Below are 16,514 nucleotides of genomic sequence, written 5' to 3' on the forward strand. Positions count from 1 at the left end.
TTATGTGGGAAATACTGAACTTCAGGCTTTCCAGCCAGAAACTAAAATTAATACGCCAGCCAAAACCACTGTGGCACCCAGCCAGTCATACATTGATAGTCTGATGCCATCCACCAGCCTTAACCAAACCAGTGCGGTAGCAATATAGATACCACCGTAGGCAGCATAAACCCGACCGCTGGCGGCAGGATGAAGGCTTAACAGCCAGACAAATAGCGCCAGGCTACCGACAGCGGGTAACAATATCCAAATCGGGGCTGACTTTCTTAACCATAAATAGGGGAGAAAGCAGCCAACAATTTCCGCTAAAGCAGTAGCAATAAATAACAGCAGCGTTTTAACCATAAAATGTCGGTAATGCTCCGAGTATAATCATTAATTCCTTGATATTACCATGATGTGTTGTCAGCGTCCTGTGGGGCCATTTAGGGCATCATTAACCGGCATTTTGTTTCTCAAAAGCTAATAGCTTTTCTTTAATGGGTATTCCGCCTTCATAACCGGTTAACGAACCGTCACTTCCGATCACTCGATGACAAGGAATAATCAGGCTGACCGGATTATTTCCGTTAGCAGCTCCGACTGCCCGGGAGGCTTTTGGATTGCCGACTCGGGTTGCCAGAGTTTGGTAACTTATGGTTTCGCCAAATGGAATATTGCACAGTTCATTCCAGACTTTTATCTGAAATGGCGTACCATAAAGATTAATCGGTAAATCAAAATCGACTCTTTCGCCTTGCTGATACTCACGGATTTGGCGGGCAACAAACTCGACTTTATGATCATCACGTGCCACTTCAAGCCGTTTCGCATATTCCAGATCCTTTTGGGTATGAAATGACAGACGAATAAGTTTATCTGACTCATCTAGCCAGGCAGACAGCGAACCAAACTGGCTGTCAAAGATACCAATCGTTTTGGCGTTTATCAGACTCTTGCTCATTGGTCTCATGATTTTTTCCTCAGGCTTTCCCATAAACAGGTGGTTGCCTGTGTACGGAATGGACTAAATGGTTTCATTAACTGTTCGGTTTCAGCCGCATTGGGGCGGCTATCTAACTGGTAGAATTGCTGTAGGGCAGTGTAAAGGCCACTATCCCCAACCGGAACGCAGTCGGCAAATCCCATACCGCGCATTAGCGTATAACGAGCGGTCCAGGGGCCGATGCCTTTTAATTCACACAGTTTTCTTTCAGCCACAACAGCAGAACCCAGAGCTAATTGCTCCAAATCGAGTTCTCCACTGACAATCGCTTTAGCAACGCCGATAAGGTACTGAGCTTTCGATTGAGAAAATCGAATGTCGGTGAGTTGATGCGGTTCCAGCGCTGCTATTTCTTTGGCAGAAGGGTGAATACGAAATCCGTTTTGCCCGATGACCGGGCCGGCTAATTGAATCAGCGCCTGCCGTAATGTTGCGGCAAAGGTCAGGTTGATTTGCTGACCAATAATTGCCCATACCAGCGATTCAAAAGGATTGGCCGTCATAGGGACATAGATGGCAGAACAGGATTCAATTAATCGTGCCATATGTTTGTTTTGTCGGGCACTGCTGCGAAACCCTTGCACATCGGTATTCAGCCCCAGCAACAGCATCACCTGCCGATGAATTTCTACTCCCACAGGTTGTTCATTATTGGTGGTAAATTCCTCAGGAAGCGTCCAACGGCAACAGGCAGTATGCTCATCAATATGCAGATGAATAACCACTGGATACCCATGAACCCACAGCGCTTTAGTAAAACCAGTCTCATCAAGATATTCAGAAAGACTCTCTTTATCACGCAAATGGTAGCGCCAGGCGTAATCAGGGCTGAAGTCATCGGGCAATTTTAGCGTAAATTCATTGCTGTTATTCAATAAGCGCCAGGCGTTGGGCGTCATGGACATGTGGGCAGCAAATTGCCGATGAAAACTGGCTTCGCTTTCAAAACCAACGGTCAGACCAACATCCAGAATACGCTGTGATGAATGAATCAGCTCAATACAGGCTGCGTTGATCCGTTCACGATTGAGTAAATCAGCGGGTGAAAGATGGGCATGCAGGCGAATTAACTCATTAAGTTTAGTGGTACTGATCCCGCAGCTTTTGGCCAGTGAGTTGACGCTGGTAAATGAGGAGGGACAGGTGCGAATACGGGATAGCATCTCAATAAACAGATTTTCATCAACGCTTTCTCCCCGGTAAAACAGATCGGGACGACAGCGTTTACAGATTCTGAATCCTTCGGCGACGGCTTCCTGTTCCGTTGCCAGAAAGCGAATGTTTTTTAGCAAAGGCTTTCTGGCCGGGCAAGAGGGCAGGCAATAGATACCCGTTGATTTTACACAGGTAAGAAATTTGCCATCATACTTCTGCTCGTGATTCAGAATTGCCTGATACATGAAGTCATCGCTCCAGCGTAATGGCTTAAATTTCATTGCGGCGCCTTGTGTTGTGACTGTCATCGTTTACCTTCAATACCGTTACCTGAATAAACTATCTTATCTGCCTTTGACCTGATAGCAGAATCCACAGATGAAGTAAAAATTGGTGGATGTTCTGTGGGATTATTGTGACCGCAGTAAAATCCTCAATCCTCTCAATTACACCGTTAGATATTTTCTGGACTGAAAATTTCAACGGATACTTTCGAAAGTAAAATAACCCTAAGCAACGGTTTTTATTTAAGATTAAAAAATGAGCTAATCGTGAATGAATTAATAGATTTTTATGCTAAAATGCGTGTCATTCAGACTGCTATTTAACCTTTGTTTAGATAATTGTTCTGTGATCGCCAATAAGACTTGTTTTCTATGGCTATTATTGTGTTTACTTAGCGCCGTTATTGGTGGAATCACCACAAAATCATCTTTTTTAGTATATAAATTATCCAATTTAATGTTGTTAAAATGCCATTAAGGCAGGCCACTGTGCTGTTAAACGGGGTTAATACAACGCATTTGCGATGTGAAAAAAACAACATTTCTGGCGGATGATTCAATAAATATGTAATGGTTTAATATGAAACAACTGAGTTCTAAAGATATTATCGCCTTAGGCTTTATGACGTTTGCCCTGTTTGTGGGTGCCGGCAATATTATTTTCCCTCCAATGGTAGGGTTACAGTCTGGTGAAAACGTTTGGATTGCGTCATTAGGTTTTCTGTTAACTGCTGTGGGTTTGCCGGTAGTTACCGTGATTGCACTGGCCAGAGTGGGCGGGGGTATTGAAGCGCTCAGTTCTCCGATAGGTCATAAAGCAGGGTTATTGCTGGCGACCATCTGCTATTTAGCAGTAGGCCCTTTGTTTGCCACGCCGCGTACCACGACGGTATCGTTTGAGCTGGGTATTGCACCACTATTATCCAATAAAGACAGTAGTTTACCGTTGTTCATTTATAGTCTGGTCTATTTTTCGCTGGTGATTCTGGTTTCTCTCTATCCGGGCAAACTGCTGGACACCGTTGGGCGTTTTCTGGCCCCGTTAAAAATTATCTCACTGGCGGTTTTAGGTATTGCTGCACTGCTATGGCCTGCCGGGGAGCATCTACCAGCGATACAGGTTTATCAGAATATCCCATTCTCCAAAGGGTTTGTTGAAGGTTATCTGACCATGGATACCTTAGGGGCGCTGGTGTTTGGCATCATTATTGTTAATGCGGCCCGTTCTCGCGGTGTTTCCAGTCCTACATTATTAACGCGTTATACGGTCGTCGCTGGTCTGATAGCGGGTATTGGTTTGACGCTGGTCTATTTGAGCCTGTTCAATCTAGGTTCTGGCAGTGGTTCTCTGGTACCTGATGCGACTAATGGTGCAGTGATTCTTCATGCCTATATTCAACACACCTTTGGTGGCTTTGGTAGCTTCTTTCTGGCAGCAATGATCTTTATTGCCTGTATGGTTACCGCAATTGGTTTAACTTGCGCCTGTGCGGAGTTTTTCTCTAAATTACTGCCGTTGTCCTATCGTACACTGGTCTTTATTCTGGCTATTTTCTCCATGGTGGTCTCTAATTTAGGGCTAAGTCATCTGATCCAGTTCTCGGTTCCGGTATTAACTGCAATTTATCCTCCTTGTATCGCGTTGGTTGTATTAAGCTTTACCAGTCGCATGTGGCGTTCTGAAAGTCGTATTATGATCCCGGTAATGCTGGTAACATCAGCGGTCGGTATTTTGGATGGCATCAAAGCATCAGCAATTGCGCACATTTTACCGAGCTGGATTGATAATCTTCCTGGCGCACAGCAGGGGCTGGCATGGCTACCTCCTGCGGTTATAACATTAGTGATTGCAGTCATTGTCGATCGCTTAATGCCTTTGCATCAGGAAGCAACCAGAACGTAATTTAAGACAGGGTATTATTTACTGATAATAAACGCCGCGGTCTCAATCTGCGGCGTTATAACGAGAAAATACGAGTAACTTCGGCATGGAAAATCAAACCAATAAACTTAAACGAGGCTTAACCGCTCGTCATATCCGTTTTATGGCGTTGGGGTCAGCGATAGGAACCGGATTGTTCTACGGTTCTGCAAGTGCAATAAAAATGGCCGGGCCTAGTGTTTTATTGGCCTATCTTATCGGTGGTGTTTTTGCCTTTATTATTATGCGAGCGCTGGGGGAGATGTCCGTTCATAACCCGCAGGCTGGCGCTTTTTCCCGCTATGCACAGGATTATCTGGGGCCATTAGCGGGATATATCACCGGTTGGACCTACTGCTTTGAGATTCTGATTGTAGCCATTGCCGATGTGACGGCTTTTGGTTTGTATATGAGTTTCTGGTTCCCGAACGTCGAGCTTTGGGTATGGGCACTGAGTGTGGTGCTGATTATCGGTGCGATTAATCTGGTGCACGTCAAAGTATTCGGTGAGTTTGAGTTCTGGCTGTCGTTCATCAAAGTTGCCACCATTATTATTATGATTCTGGCAGGTATTGGGATCATCATTTGGGGCTTTGGTAATCAGGGTGAGCCAACGGGTATTCATAACTTATGGACCAATGGCGGATTCTTCGCCAATGGCTTTATTGGTATGATTCTGTCTCTGCAAATGGTGATGTTTGCTTATGGTGGTATTGAGATTATCGGTATCACCGCTGGTGAAGCTGAAGATCCGAAGAAGACTATTCCAAAAGCGATTAACTCCGTACCTTTCCGTATTCTGATTTTCTATGTGGGTACGCTGTTCGTTATTATGTCTATCTACCCGTGGAATCAGGTAGGTACTCATGGTAGCCCATTTGTTCTAACCTTTGAAAATCTGGGTATTACCGCCGCAGCCGGCATTCTGAACTTTGTGGTCATTACCGCTTCACTTTCAGCAATTAACAGTGACGTATTTGGCGTAGGGCGTATGCTGTACGGTTTGGCTGAGCAGGGTCAGGCACCAAAAATGTTCACTACGCTGTCTAAACGCGGTGTACCGTGGATTACCGTACTGTTTATGATGGCAGGCCTGTTGGTTGCGGCTTACCTGAACTACATTATTCCTGAAGACGTTTTTGTGATTATTGCTTCGCTGGCAACCTTTGCCACCGTATGGGTATGGATTATGATCCTGCTGTCACAAATTGGCTTCCGTCGTAAGTTAACGCCAGATCAAATCAGCAAGTTGGATTTCCCTCTACGCGGTGGGACTACCACTTCTGTTATCGCTCTGATCTTCCTGTTTGGCATCATCGGCCTGATTGGTTACTTCCCAACTACGCGTATCTCGCTGTATGTAGGTTTTGCCTGGATAGCACTGCTGGTAGCAGTTTATTATTTGAAGGGTATGGGATCGAAGAAAGCAGGTTAATTGCTGCTGTTAGTTGGATTTAGTTGAAAATGGCCCCGATAATCGTGGCCATTTTTTGTTGGGTATGTTGGTCTTGGTGTAAGTTTCGTCCGTAATAGTGTTGAGTTTACCTCAACGCCAGTGTAACGGCCGAGCAGAGGGGGTTAGCGACCCCCCTCTGCACTCCCACGCTTTCGCACAGGAATTCAGGTCGCTTAGGCGACTTCCTTCCTCCTTCGTTCGGGCTTACGCACCGGCACTGATTCGCTCCCGGCGAAGCAGTGCCTCGCCAAACATCCATGTTTGGCGTGCTACCCTCTCTCAGTCGTCAGCTGAATTCAAGTGCTCATAGTGAAGGGCAAAGACAAAAGCTAAGGTCAAGGCCAAAAGCTAAAAACAATGGCTAACTAATACCCAAAAAAAAGAGCCGCATCGCGGCTCTTTTCAATATCAGAATCAGAACAAGCAGCTAATTACAGCTTGCCAGCGTTCTGAGACAGGAACTTAGCAACGCCATCCGGAGATGCGTTCATGCCTTCCTGACCTTTTTCCCACTGAGCTGGGCACACTTGACCGTGCTCTTCGTGGAATTGCAGTGCGTCAACCATACGGATCATTTCGTCGATGTTACGGCCCAGTGGCAGGTCGTTAACTACCTGGTGACGAACAACACCGTTTTTGTCGATCAGGAAAGATGCACGTAAAGCAACGCCAGCATCTGGATGCTCGATACCGTATGCTTGTTGGATTTCACGCTTAACGTCAGCAACCATTGCGTATTTAACTTCGCCGATGCCGCCGTTGTCTACTGGGGTTTTACGCCATGCGTTGTGTACGAACTCTGAATCGAAAGAGATACCAACAACTTCGATACCGCGTTTTTTGAATTCTTCATAACGGTGGTCGAAAGCGATCAGTTCAGAAGGACATACGAAAGTAAAGTCCATTGGCCAGAAGAACAGCACAGCTGCTTTGCCATTCAGATGATTCTTCAAATTGAAGTTTTCAACGATTTCGCCGTTACCAAGAACAGCTGCAGCAGTAAAATCAGGGGCTTGGCGAGTAACCAGAACCATAATAACTCTCCTGTCAATTAGGTTGATAAATAAGGGAATAAAGTTTGTGTGCCAGTATAGGCAGTAAGGTATCGATCGCAAAGCATATCAGACCGATTGTTGAGATAGCTTCCGCCTATGGTTAATCAGGGCACTTATTACAGATGGTAAACATAACCATAACATCATACCCTGTAAAGCGGCTATACGGTAATTTACTTTAGCTTTGTTAGCTAACTAAATGAAAGTGCTATAATTGTTTTGCTTTTGCCTGCGCCATCATCTGTGGGTAGAAGTGCAAGAATGTCTCTTCTAATGGGTGATAATGTTGCTGAATATCCTCGATACAGTAGCTTAGCGCCTCCAGCCGTGGGCGGCGAATGGCCATATTATGCAAGGTATCAGCAATGAATGGCAGCTCAGCATAACGCTCCAGCCAGCGATCTCTCCAGATATACTGATTGATATGCTGGAACCCTTGGGGTGTTTCTGATAAATGAGGAACGATGTTGTTTTTCGCCTGAGCAACAAAATCGACCAGCGGCATCGTATTCTCAAGCTGTTCCCAATGTCGGGCCAGAAAATGGTCCCAGAGTACATCTAATGCAATAGGGGCCACCCGATAATGAGGCTGGCTAAACAGACGACGGGCCTCTCTCACCGGTTCAAGATTATCGGTAAGTTTATCGATACGCCGATGCAGCATAATGCCGTTAACCACTTCAGGAGCATATTCTCCGTCAGGATTACCGCGTACAAAATCGGCCAACAGATTTCCTAACAGGGAACTGTCGGCCAGTGAGGCTAAATGAAGGTGAGCAAGAAAATTCATGGGGTAATTATAGTGTAATCTGACATCACTGATATGCTTTATTATCATCTTTGATTGCCAGACTATGCGAAGTAAGTCGATTATTACTGGTTTTCTTATACTTTTATTGCCTTATATGTTGCAGCCTTATCCGACTGGCTCTAGACTAAGCCGCTTGTTTTTTGAGATTTGAAAACCCATGCGCGTTACTGATTTTTCATTTGAACTTCCTGAATCCTTAATTGCCCGCTACCCTCAGGCGGAACGCAGCGCTTGTCGTATGCTTTCTCTCGACGGTATTAGCGGCACACTCTCTGATGACACATTTACCGATGTGCTGAATAAGCTAAACCCCGGTGATTTACTGGTATTTAATAATACCAGAGTGATTCCGGCACGACTGTTTGGCAAGAAAGCCAGCGGTGGGAAAATTGAAGTTCTGGTTGAACGAGTGTTGGACGATAGAAGAGTACTGGCCCACGTTCGTGCTTCTAAAGCACCAAAACCGGGAACAGAGCTATTGCTGGGAGATGATGAATCTATTCCGGCCATTATGGCAGCACGTCACGATGCGTTATTTGAGCTTCATTTTACCGATGGCCGCGATGTTCTGACGATTCTTAATGCCGCCGGGCATATGCCATTACCACCCTATATTGACAGACCCGATGAAGATGCTGACCGTGAACTTTATCAAACGGTTTACAGCCAGCGCCCCGGCGCGGTCGCTGCACCAACGGCAGGCTTACACTTTGATGAGCCGCTATTGGAAGCATTGCGTGCCAAAGGGGTCAATATGGAATTCGTTACCCTGCATGTAGGAGCAGGAACCTTCCAGCCGGTGCGGGTTGATGATATCAAACAACATGTGATGCATGCTGAGTACGCAGAAGTTCCACAATCAGTGGTCGATGCCGTATTAGCTTGTAAAGCCCGGGGCAATAAAGTCATTGCGGTGGGAACCACTTCGGTCAGATCGCTGGAAAGCGCGGCTCAGGCAGCGAAACAAGACTTAATTGAGCCATTTTTTGGCGATACCAGCATCTTTATTTATCCCGGCTATCAGTTCCGGGTTATTGATACTTTGATTACTAATTTTCACCTGCCTGAATCAACGCTAATCATGCTGGTATCGGCATTTGCCGGTTACAGCAATACGATGCGGGCATATCAGCAGGCGGTCGAGAAGCAATACCGTTTCTTTAGCTATGGGGATGCTATGTTCATTACCCGTAATCCGGAAGCGATTAATGAAATCCCTGGTGGGAAATCGTAATTAACAGAAACAAGCTCCAGACTGTTTATCTGGTGGCGGAGGTTTTACGTGAAGTTTGAATTACAGACAAAAGATGGTCGCGCCAGACGCGGTCGTTTAGTTTTTGAACGCGGCACGGTAGAGACACCGGCGTTTATGCCAGTCGGTACCTACGGTACGGTGAAAGGCATGACGCCCGAAGAGGTGAAAGACACTGGTGCTCAAATCATTCTGGGCAACACCTTTCACTTATGGTTACGTCCGGGGCAGGAGATCATGCGTAAGCATGGCGATCTGCACGATTTTATGCAGTGGCATGGTCCTATTCTGACCGACTCCGGTGGTTTTCAGGTGTTTAGCCTGGGAGATATCCGCAAAATCACCGAAGAAGGAGTGAATTTCCGTAACCCTATTAATGGTGACTCGATATTCCTTAGCCCGGAAAAATCGATGGAAATTCAATACGATCTCGGCTCTGATATCGTGATGATCTTCGATGAGTGTACGCCATATCCGGCAGACTGGGATTATGCGAAACGCTCCATGGAGATGTCCTTACGCTGGGCGAAACGTAGCCGTCAACGCTTTGATGAACTGAATAATAAAAATGCGCTGTTTGGTATTATTCAGGGCAGTGTTTACGAAGATTTACGTGACGTTTCTGTAAAAGGGCTGGTAGAGATAGGGTTTGACGGTTACGCTGTCGGCGGTTTGGCCGTTGGTGAGCCAAAAGAGGATATGCATCGCATTTTAGAGCATGTTTGTCCTCAAATTCCGGAAGATAAACCTCGCTATTTGATGGGGGTTGGGAAACCGGAAGATCTGGTGGAGGGAGTTCGCCGGGGCATCGACATGTTTGATTGTGTGATGCCAACGCGCAATGCGCGCAATGGACATTTGTTTGTTACGGATGGAGTGGTTAAAATCCGTAATGCAAAACATAAAGATGATACCGCTACGCTTGATGAACACTGTGACTGTTACACCTGTCGCCATTACAGTCGGGCATATCTGCATCATCTTGATCGCTGTAATGAAATATTGGGTGCGCGGTTAAATACCATTCATAACCTGAGATACTACCAGCGTTTAATGGCAGGTTTGCGTGAGGCCATTGAGCAAGGTACATTAGAGCGCTTTGTTACTGATTTTTATGAGCGGATAGGTAAAGCTGTTCCGCCATTAGTTAAATAATTCATATATTCATCAACATAACAACAGAGGAATCTCATTAATGAGTCTTTTTATTTCTGACGCAGTGGCCGCAGCCGGTGCACCAGCTCAAGGCAGCCCATATTCTTTAGTTATCATGCTGGTAGTTTTCGGTTTGATCTTCTATTTTATGATCCTGCGCCCACAGCAGAAGCGTGCTAAAGATCATAAGAACCTGATGAGTTCCATTACTAAAGGTGATGAAGTATTAACCACCGGTGGGTTAGTGGGTCGCGTATCTAAAGTTTCTGATACTGGCTACATCGTTATTGCTCTGAATGATACAACTGAAGTAACCATCAAACGTGACTTCGTTGCGGCTGTATTGCCTAAAGGCACAATGAAAGCGCTCTAATTTGAGCGCTATACTTTTTGATTTTCCCGAAGGGAAACTACTATTGTGTTAAACCGTTATCCTTTATGGAAGTATCTGATGCTGGTCTTTGTGATCGGCATCGGTTTGCTTTATGCGCTTCCTAACATTTATGGTGAGGATCCGGCGATTCAGATTACTGGGGTGCGCGGTGGCACCGCCAGTACTGCTACGTTGGGTCAGGTAGAAGATGCACTGAAGCAACAGAATATTGTTATCAAATCGGCAGCGCTGGAAGAGAATGGTTCTTTACTGGTACGGTTTGATAATACTGATGTTCAGCTACGGGCTCGGGAAATCCTGTCAGAATCGCTGGGAAATCAGTTTGTTATTGCATTAAACCTTGCTCCGGCTACACCAGCCTGGCTACAGACAATTGGCGCAGAGCCAATGAAACTGGGCCTAGACCTGCGCGGTGGTGTGCACTTCCTGATGGAAGTGGACATGGATACCGCAATGTCCAAGCTGCAAGAGCAAACGCAAGATTCTATTGAAAGTGAACTTCATACCGAAGGTATTGCTTATTCTGAAATAGTGAAAAGCAGCAACTTCGGCGTTGAGGCTCGTTTTCCTGATGCGGATACGCGTACTAAAGCGATTGATTTTCTGACGCCTCGTCACCGCGATCTGATTATTACTCCGGGTTCCAACAACAGCTTTACCACCCAGATGACCGCAGAACGTTTAAGTGAAGCACGCGAATATGCGGTTCAGCAAAACGTTAACATTCTGCGTAACCGGGTAAACCAGCTAGGTGTTGCAGAGCCAGTGGTTCAGCGTCAGGGTGCTGACCGTATCGTGGTTGAATTACCCGGTATTCAGGATACCGCCCGCGCTAAAGAGATTTTAGGTGCAACAGCGACACTTGAGTTCCGTCTGGTAAATACCAGCATTGATGCCGCTTCGGTATTACGCGGTCGCGACCGTAGTAAATCTGAAGTGAAGTACCGCCGTGATAACTCCCCTGTGGTGTTATACAAGAAAGTGGTTCTGACCGGCGATCACATTACCGATTCTACTTCCAGCAGCGATGAGTATGGACGCCCACAGGTGAACATTTCTCTGGACAGCGCCGGTGGTAATATCATGTCTAACTTTACTAAAGACAGCATTGGCAAGAATATGGCCACGGTGTTTGTAGAGTATAAAGACAGCGGTAAGAAGGATGCTAACGGTAGATCGATTCTTGAAAAACAAGAAGAAGTGATCAACGTTGCGACCATTCAGTCTCGTCTGGGCAACAGCTTCCGCATTACCGGTATTGATAATGCCGCTGAAGCTCGTCAGCTTTCACTGCTACTGCGCGCGGGTGCACTGATCGCGCCAATTCAGATTGTTGAAGAGCGTACTATTGGTCCATCAATGGGGCAGCAGAATATTACTCAGGGTCTGGAAGCTTGTTTCTGGGGTCTGATGGTATCGGTGATCTTTATGCTGCTGGTGTATCGCGTATTTGGCCTGATGGCCAGTGCGGCACTGGTGGTTAACGTTATTCTTATTGTTGGTACCATGTCGCTGTTGCCGGGGGCAACGCTAAGTATGCCGGGCATTGCCGGTATTGTACTGACGGTAGGTATGGCGGTTGATGCTAACGTACTGATTAACGAGCGGATAAAAGAAGAGCTGAAAAATGGACGAAGTGTCCAACAGGCGATTCATGAAGGGTATAAGGGCGCATTCAGCAGTATTTTGGATGCTAACCTGACTACGCTGATTACTGCCGCGATTCTGTACGCTGTAGGTACTGGTTCGATTAAAGGCTTTGCCATTACGCTGTCTATCGGCGTATTGACTTCCATGTTCACTGCGATTGTAGGTACGCGCGCCATTGTTAACCTGGCGTACGGCGGCAAGCGTATTACCAAGCTGTCTATTTAAGGAGTCTGTTGTGGCAGAGGAATATAAAGTAGAGCAGCTTAACCACGGTCGCAGGGTCTATGACTTCCTGCGCGTGGGTAATGCCGCTTTTGCTATTTCTATGATTCTTGTGGTTGCATCATTTGTCATCATGGGCATGAAAGGGTTTAACTGGGGCTTAGACTTCACCGGTGGTACCGTGATTGAAGTTAAATTAACCCATCCGATAGACCTGGAAAAAGTGCGTGCTGACCTGAATGCGCAGGGCTTCAAAGATCCTATCGTTCAAAACTTTGGTAGTAGCCGTGATGTTATGATTCGTATGGCACCTATCGAAGGTATGAACAGCGAAGTTCTGAGCGGCAAGATTCTGGATATCGTTCACAGCAACGCCGATGAAGGTGCAGAAGTTAAGCGTATTGAGTTTGTTGGACCAAGCGTTGGTGCCGAATTGGCACAGTCTGGTCTGATGGCGATTATCGTTTGTTTACTCTGTATCCTTATCTATGTTGGATTTCGTTTTGAATGGCGTCTGGCGGCAGGTGCAGTATTTGCACTGGCGCATGACGTGGTGATTACCTTAGGGATCATCTCGTTATTCCAGCGCGAAGTAGACCTGACTATCGTTGCAGCAATGCTGTCGATTATCGGTTACTCACTGAACGATACCATCGTAGTATTTGACCGGATGCGTGAGAACTTCCGTAAGATCCGTCGCGGTACCCCTTATGAAATTATGAACGTTTCCCTGACTCAAACACTGAGCCGGACGTTGATGACATCGGGTACCACCTTGCTGGCGGTTCTGTGTCTGTTATTCTTTGGTGGCGAGATGTTGAAAGGCTTCTCTGAATCACTGGCTATTGGTATTTTGCTGGGTACGGCATCATCCATCTGGGTAGCGGCCTATATGGCGCTGAAGATGGGCGTGAAGCGTGAACACATGTTACCAACCAAAGTGGAAAAAGAGGGCGCCGATCAGCCTTCCATGCTGCCTTAATCGATAATGATGATTGAACAGAAAACCCTCATAGTGATATGAGGGTTTTTTATTGCTTTGAATTTTTATTCAGGCAGCAGCAGCGAGCTGTCGATGTATTGCCCTAATGAAGGGAGTGATGAAAGGTTCGGCAAATAAGGGATTTCACCCAGCAATGGGGCGATGATCCGTTTTTTCAGGGTACTCATATAATCATCATAGTGAAGATAGTCTGGCTGTACGCTATTGGCTATCCAACCGCTAAAATTCACCCCGGCACTCAGCAGTGCCTGTTGAGTTAATAAAGCATGATTGATACAACCCAGCTTGATCCCTACCACCATCACCACCAGTAACTGCTCGGCGATAACCCAATCAGACAGGGAATATTGTTCATCAACAGGCGTAAACCATCCTCCGGCACCTTCAACAATCACCACCTCACTTTTTTGCTGTAAGCTGGCTAATCCGGATGACAGTAGTGATGGCTGTATTGGTTGTGATACTAAGCGGCTGGCGATATGGGGTGATGTTGGATGAAGGAATGTCACCGGATTAACCTGATGGTAGTCTAATTTTCCGGATGAATATTGCTGCAAAATCAGGGCATCCTGATTGCGTAATCCATCTTTGGTTAGCTGACTGCCGGAGGCTACAGGTTTGTAACCAGCAACCTGATAATGACGGGCTGAAAATGACTGTAACAGCGCTCTGCTGGCGACTGTTTTTCCTGCATCCGTATCGGTGCCGGTGATAAACCAGGTATGGCTCATATCATTCTCTCCGGCGTTATAAGGCTGCATTGTAATAAAACTCGGTGTCTGACTCATTTAGCTGTTTAGCCATTTTTACCAATTGTTCGGTGTGGGTTTGTTCTATTTGCTGAGTTTCAGGGTTTAGTCCCAGTTTACCAAATAGCTTCAGGTCGCTGTTTTGTTCCGGGTTAGGGGTAGTGAGTAATTTACAGCCATAGAAAATGGAGTTAGCGCCTGCCATAAAGCACATAGCCTGAGTTTGCTCATTCATCTGTTCGCGACCGGCGGACAGACGGACGTAAGAATGTGGCATCATAATGCGCGCTATCGCGATAGTGCGAATAAACTCGAAAGGATCGATATCAGGCAGGTTATCCAACGGTGTACCCGCGACTTTAACCAGCATGTTGATCGGTACACTCTCCGGCGGTTCCGGCATATTGGCTAACTGACGTAATAAACCAGCGCGGTCGGTGACTGATTCTCCCAGCCCGAGGATACCACCAGAGCAGACTTTAATACCCGCCTGACGCACATAGTCCAGCGTATTTAGCCGTTCCTGATAGCTGCGAGTGGTAATAATCTGGTCATAGTATTCCGGTGAGGTGTCCAGATTGTGGTTGTAATAATCCAGTCCGGCTTGCTTTAACCTTTCTGCCTGAGAAGGCGTCAGTGAACCTAACGTCATACAACTTTCCATTCCCAGCGCTTTTACACCACGGATCATCTGTTCCAGATAGGGCAAGTCGCGTTCATGGGGATTTTTCCATGCGGCTCCCATACAAAAGCGTCCTGAACCGGCGGCTTTTGCCTGACGAGCTGATTCCAGTACCTGTTCTACTGCCATTAATGCTTCTGTGGCCAGACCGGTTTTATAACGTGCACTTTGCGGACAGTATTTACAGTCCTCAGGACAGTTACCGGTTTTGATGGATAACAAGGTGCTGACCTGAATTTGCCGGGGATCGAAGTGCTCGCGGTGCACCTGTTGTGCGGTGAAAAGTAATTCAAGTAACGGTGTCTCAAAAAGGGCCTGGGTTTGTGCTGCGCTCCAGCGTTCAGTCTGATTCATAGGTGGTCCGATCAATAATCTGTTGGTTTTGAAAAACTTTAATTGTAAACTAATTTTATGTCAATTTAGTTTACGGTTGTTTTTTTATGTTTTCAGATATCCAATTTGACCAGCGCCATATCTGGCACCCCTATACTTCGATGATTCAGCCATTGCCTTGTTATCCGGTAAGTTCTGCTCAGGGAGCTTCACTCTTTTTGCAGAATGGCTCTGAGTTAGTTGATGGGATGTCATCCTGGTGGGCCGCTATTCATGGTTATAACCACCCCATATTGAATCAGGCAGTCAGCCAACAGTTAGTCAAAATGGCACATGTGATGTTTGGTGGTATTACTCATCAGCCCGCTATTGAATTGTGTCGTCGCCTGATTGAAATCACTGAACCTGAACTGGAAACGGTTTTTCTGGCAGATTCCGGCTCGGTTGCCGTTGAAGTTGCAATGAAAATGGCACTGCAATACTGGCAGAGCAAGGGAGAACAGCGACATCAGTTTCTGGCTTTGCGTCACGGTTATCATGGCGACACTTTTGGGGCTATGTCGGTGTGCGATCCACACAACTCGATGCATAGCCTGTATCAGGGTTTTTTACCGCAAAATTTGTTTGCCGATAGGTTGGATATTCCGTTTTCTGGCGAATGGCAGGAAGGGGCGATGGACTCTTTTTCCCGTTTGATGGAACAGCACCAACAAGATATTGCCGCCGTTATTCTGGAACCTATAGTGCAGGGCGCTGGAGGAATGCGTTTTTATCATCCTGAATATCTCAAACGTATACGCCAGCTCTGCGATCAATATCAGATTCTGATGATTACTGATGAAATTGCGACAGGCTTTGGTCGTACCGGCAAGCTGTTTGCCTGTCAACATGCCGGTATTTCGCCGGATATTCAGTGTGTAGGCAAGGCGCTAACCGGAGGCTATATGACGCTCTCTGCGGTGATGACAACGCGTAATGTGGCTGAAGTCATCAGTCAGGGAGAGGCTGGATGTTTTATGCACGGTCCTACGTTTATGGCTAACCCTCTGGCCTGTGCGGTTGCCTGCGCCAGTTTAGATCTGCTGGCTGAAAATCACTGGCAGTCTCAGGTGTCCCAAATTGCTGATGTGCTGGAACAAGGATTACGCCCACTGGAAGATTCCCCTTATGTACAGCAGGTGAGAGTACTGGGAGCGATTGGTGTGGTTGAAGTGACTAAACCGATTGATATGGCCAGCCTGCAAAAATTCTTTGTGGCTCAGGGTGTATGGATTCGGCCATTTGGCAAACTGATCTACTTAATGCCTCCCTATATTATTCAGCCTGAACAGCTATCGTTGCTCATCGAGGCTATCCGTCACGCGGTATCCCGGCCTGACATTCTTTTTGGTTAATTCGCTATTCACT

The 16,514-nt window shown here is 46.5% G+C and carries 15 protein-coding genes; 8 read left to right on the top strand and 7 right to left on the bottom strand.

What is annotated here, in order from left to right:
* Positions 1-21: 21 nt before the first annotated feature.
* The 3 genes from EKN56_RS04405 to EKN56_RS04415 form a co-directional block, all read right to left on the bottom strand.
* A complete protein-coding gene (locus tag EKN56_RS04405; protein ID WP_130590692.1) occupies positions 22-345 on the bottom strand; it encodes a YnfA family protein in 324 nt (107 codons plus the stop codon).
* Between the two features lie 91 nt (positions 346-436).
* On the bottom strand, positions 437-952 hold the full coding sequence (locus tag EKN56_RS04410; protein ID WP_210405333.1) for a methylated-DNA--[protein]-cysteine S-methyltransferase: 516 nt from the start codon (positions 950-952) through the stop codon (positions 437-439).
* Positions 949-2,421: a DNA-3-methyladenine glycosylase 2 family protein gene (locus EKN56_RS04415; RefSeq protein ID WP_168189608.1), complete on the bottom strand. Its 1,473-nt coding sequence runs from the start codon at positions 2,419-2,421 to the stop codon at positions 949-951. Before EKN56_RS04415 ends, EKN56_RS04410 begins: the two co-directional genes overlap by 4 nt.
* 583 nt (positions 2,422-3,004) lie before the next feature.
* Here EKN56_RS04415 and brnQ point away from each other — a divergent pair.
* Both brnQ and proY read left to right on the top strand, forming a co-directional pair.
* Positions 3,005-4,327, top strand: a complete 1,323-nt coding sequence (gene brnQ / locus EKN56_RS04420) for a branched-chain amino acid transport system II carrier protein (protein ID WP_130590694.1) — start codon at positions 3,005-3,007, stop codon at positions 4,325-4,327.
* An 85-nt stretch (positions 4,328-4,412) separates the two neighbouring features.
* Positions 4,413-5,780 (top strand): proline-specific permease ProY, encoded by a 1,368-nt coding sequence (gene proY, locus EKN56_RS04425; RefSeq protein WP_130590695.1) that lies wholly within the window; start codon positions 4,413-4,415, stop codon positions 5,778-5,780.
* A 452-nt stretch (positions 5,781-6,232) separates the two neighbouring features.
* Here the strand turns inward: proY and EKN56_RS04430 are convergent, their stop codons facing one another.
* Together EKN56_RS04430 and EKN56_RS04435 are read right to left on the bottom strand one after the other, a co-directional pair.
* A complete protein-coding gene (locus tag EKN56_RS04430; RefSeq protein WP_130590696.1) occupies positions 6,233-6,835 on the bottom strand; it encodes a peroxiredoxin C in 603 nt (200 codons plus the stop codon).
* Between the two features lie 229 nt (positions 6,836-7,064).
* On the bottom strand, positions 7,065-7,646 hold the full coding sequence (locus EKN56_RS04435; protein ID WP_130593598.1) for an acyl carrier protein phosphodiesterase: 582 nt from the start codon (positions 7,644-7,646) through the stop codon (positions 7,065-7,067).
* 178 nt (positions 7,647-7,824) lie between these two features.
* Here EKN56_RS04435 and queA point away from each other — a divergent pair, with 178 nt between their 5' ends.
* From queA to secF, 5 genes are read left to right on the top strand one after another with little or no spacing between them, the layout of a single operon-like run.
* A complete protein-coding gene (gene queA, locus EKN56_RS04440) occupies positions 7,825-8,901 on the top strand; it encodes a tRNA preQ1(34) S-adenosylmethionine ribosyltransferase-isomerase QueA (RefSeq protein ID WP_130590697.1) in 1,077 nt (358 codons plus the stop codon).
* A 48-nt stretch (positions 8,902-8,949) separates the two neighbouring features.
* The gene (gene tgt / locus EKN56_RS04445) at positions 8,950-10,074 is read left to right on the top strand and encodes a tRNA guanosine(34) transglycosylase Tgt (protein WP_130590698.1); all 1,125 of its coding nucleotides are present in this window, start codon (positions 8,950-8,952) and stop codon (positions 10,072-10,074) included.
* Positions 10,075-10,114: 40 nt separating this feature from the next.
* Entirely contained in the window at positions 10,115-10,447 is a 333-nt protein-coding gene (gene yajC / locus EKN56_RS04450; RefSeq protein WP_130590699.1) for a preprotein translocase subunit YajC, read from the top strand.
* A gap of 45 nt (positions 10,448-10,492) precedes the next feature.
* Positions 10,493-12,343 (top strand): protein translocase subunit SecD, encoded by a 1,851-nt coding sequence (gene secD, locus EKN56_RS04455; protein WP_130590700.1) that lies wholly within the window; start codon positions 10,493-10,495, stop codon positions 12,341-12,343.
* Positions 12,344-12,353: 10 nt separating this feature from the next.
* Positions 12,354-13,322 carry a protein translocase subunit SecF gene (gene secF / locus EKN56_RS04460; protein WP_130590701.1) on the top strand — a complete coding sequence of 323 codons (969 nt, stop codon included), beginning with the start codon at positions 12,354-12,356 and terminating at the stop codon, positions 13,320-13,322.
* A gap of 65 nt (positions 13,323-13,387) precedes the next feature.
* Here the strand turns inward: secF and bioD are convergent, their stop codons facing one another.
* Together bioD and bioB are read right to left on the bottom strand one after the other, a co-directional pair.
* Positions 13,388-14,074 carry a dethiobiotin synthase gene (gene bioD, locus EKN56_RS04465; protein ID WP_130590702.1) on the bottom strand — a complete coding sequence of 229 codons (687 nt, stop codon included), beginning with the start codon at positions 14,072-14,074 and terminating at the stop codon, positions 13,388-13,390.
* Between the two features lie 16 nt (positions 14,075-14,090).
* Entirely contained in the window at positions 14,091-15,128 is a 1,038-nt protein-coding gene (gene bioB / locus EKN56_RS04470; RefSeq protein ID WP_130590703.1) for a biotin synthase BioB, read from the bottom strand.
* An 86-nt stretch (positions 15,129-15,214) separates the two neighbouring features.
* Here bioB and bioA point away from each other — a divergent pair, with 86 nt between their 5' ends.
* A complete protein-coding gene (gene bioA, locus EKN56_RS04475) occupies positions 15,215-16,501 on the top strand; it encodes an adenosylmethionine--8-amino-7-oxononanoate transaminase (RefSeq protein ID WP_130590704.1) in 1,287 nt (428 codons plus the stop codon).
* Positions 16,502-16,514 lie beyond the last annotated feature (13 nt).

The organism is Limnobaculum zhutongyuii (genome assembly GCF_004295645.1).
Taxonomy (GTDB): domain Bacteria; phylum Pseudomonadota; class Gammaproteobacteria; order Enterobacterales; family Enterobacteriaceae; genus Limnobaculum; species Limnobaculum zhutongyuii.

What these genes read in the sequence shown, in the direction of transcription:
- EKN56_RS04405 (WP_130590692.1), bottom strand. Translation starts at nt 345, where the DNA reads ATGGTTAAAACGCTGCTGTTATTTATTGCTACTGCTTTAGCGGAAATT.
- proY (WP_130590695.1), top strand. Translation starts at nt 4,413, where the DNA reads ATGGAAAATCAAACCAATAAACTTAAACGAGGCTTAACCGCTCGTCAT.
- EKN56_RS04435 (WP_130593598.1), bottom strand. Translation starts at nt 7,646, where the DNA reads ATGAATTTTCTTGCTCACCTTCATTTAGCCTCACTGGCCGACAGTTCC.
- brnQ (WP_130590694.1), top strand. Translation starts at nt 3,005, where the DNA reads ATGAAACAACTGAGTTCTAAAGATATTATCGCCTTAGGCTTTATGACG.
- bioD (WP_130590702.1), bottom strand. Translation starts at nt 14,074, where the DNA reads ATGAGCCATACCTGGTTTATCACCGGCACCGATACGGATGCAGGAAAA.
- yajC (WP_130590699.1), top strand. Translation starts at nt 10,115, where the DNA reads ATGAGTCTTTTTATTTCTGACGCAGTGGCCGCAGCCGGTGCACCAGCT.
- queA (WP_130590697.1), top strand. Translation starts at nt 7,825, where the DNA reads ATGCGCGTTACTGATTTTTCATTTGAACTTCCTGAATCCTTAATTGCC.
- EKN56_RS04430 (WP_130590696.1), bottom strand. Translation starts at nt 6,835, where the DNA reads ATGGTTCTGGTTACTCGCCAAGCCCCTGATTTTACTGCTGCAGCTGTT.
- bioA (WP_130590704.1), top strand. Translation starts at nt 15,215, where the DNA reads ATGTTTTCAGATATCCAATTTGACCAGCGCCATATCTGGCACCCCTAT.
- bioB (WP_130590703.1), bottom strand. Translation starts at nt 15,128, where the DNA reads ATGAATCAGACTGAACGCTGGAGCGCAGCACAAACCCAGGCCCTTTTT.
- EKN56_RS04415 (WP_168189608.1), bottom strand. Translation starts at nt 2,421, where the DNA reads ATGAAATTTAAGCCATTACGCTGGAGCGATGACTTCATGTATCAGGCA.
- EKN56_RS04410 (WP_210405333.1), bottom strand. Translation starts at nt 952, where the DNA reads ATGAGACCAATGAGCAAGAGTCTGATAAACGCCAAAACGATTGGTATC.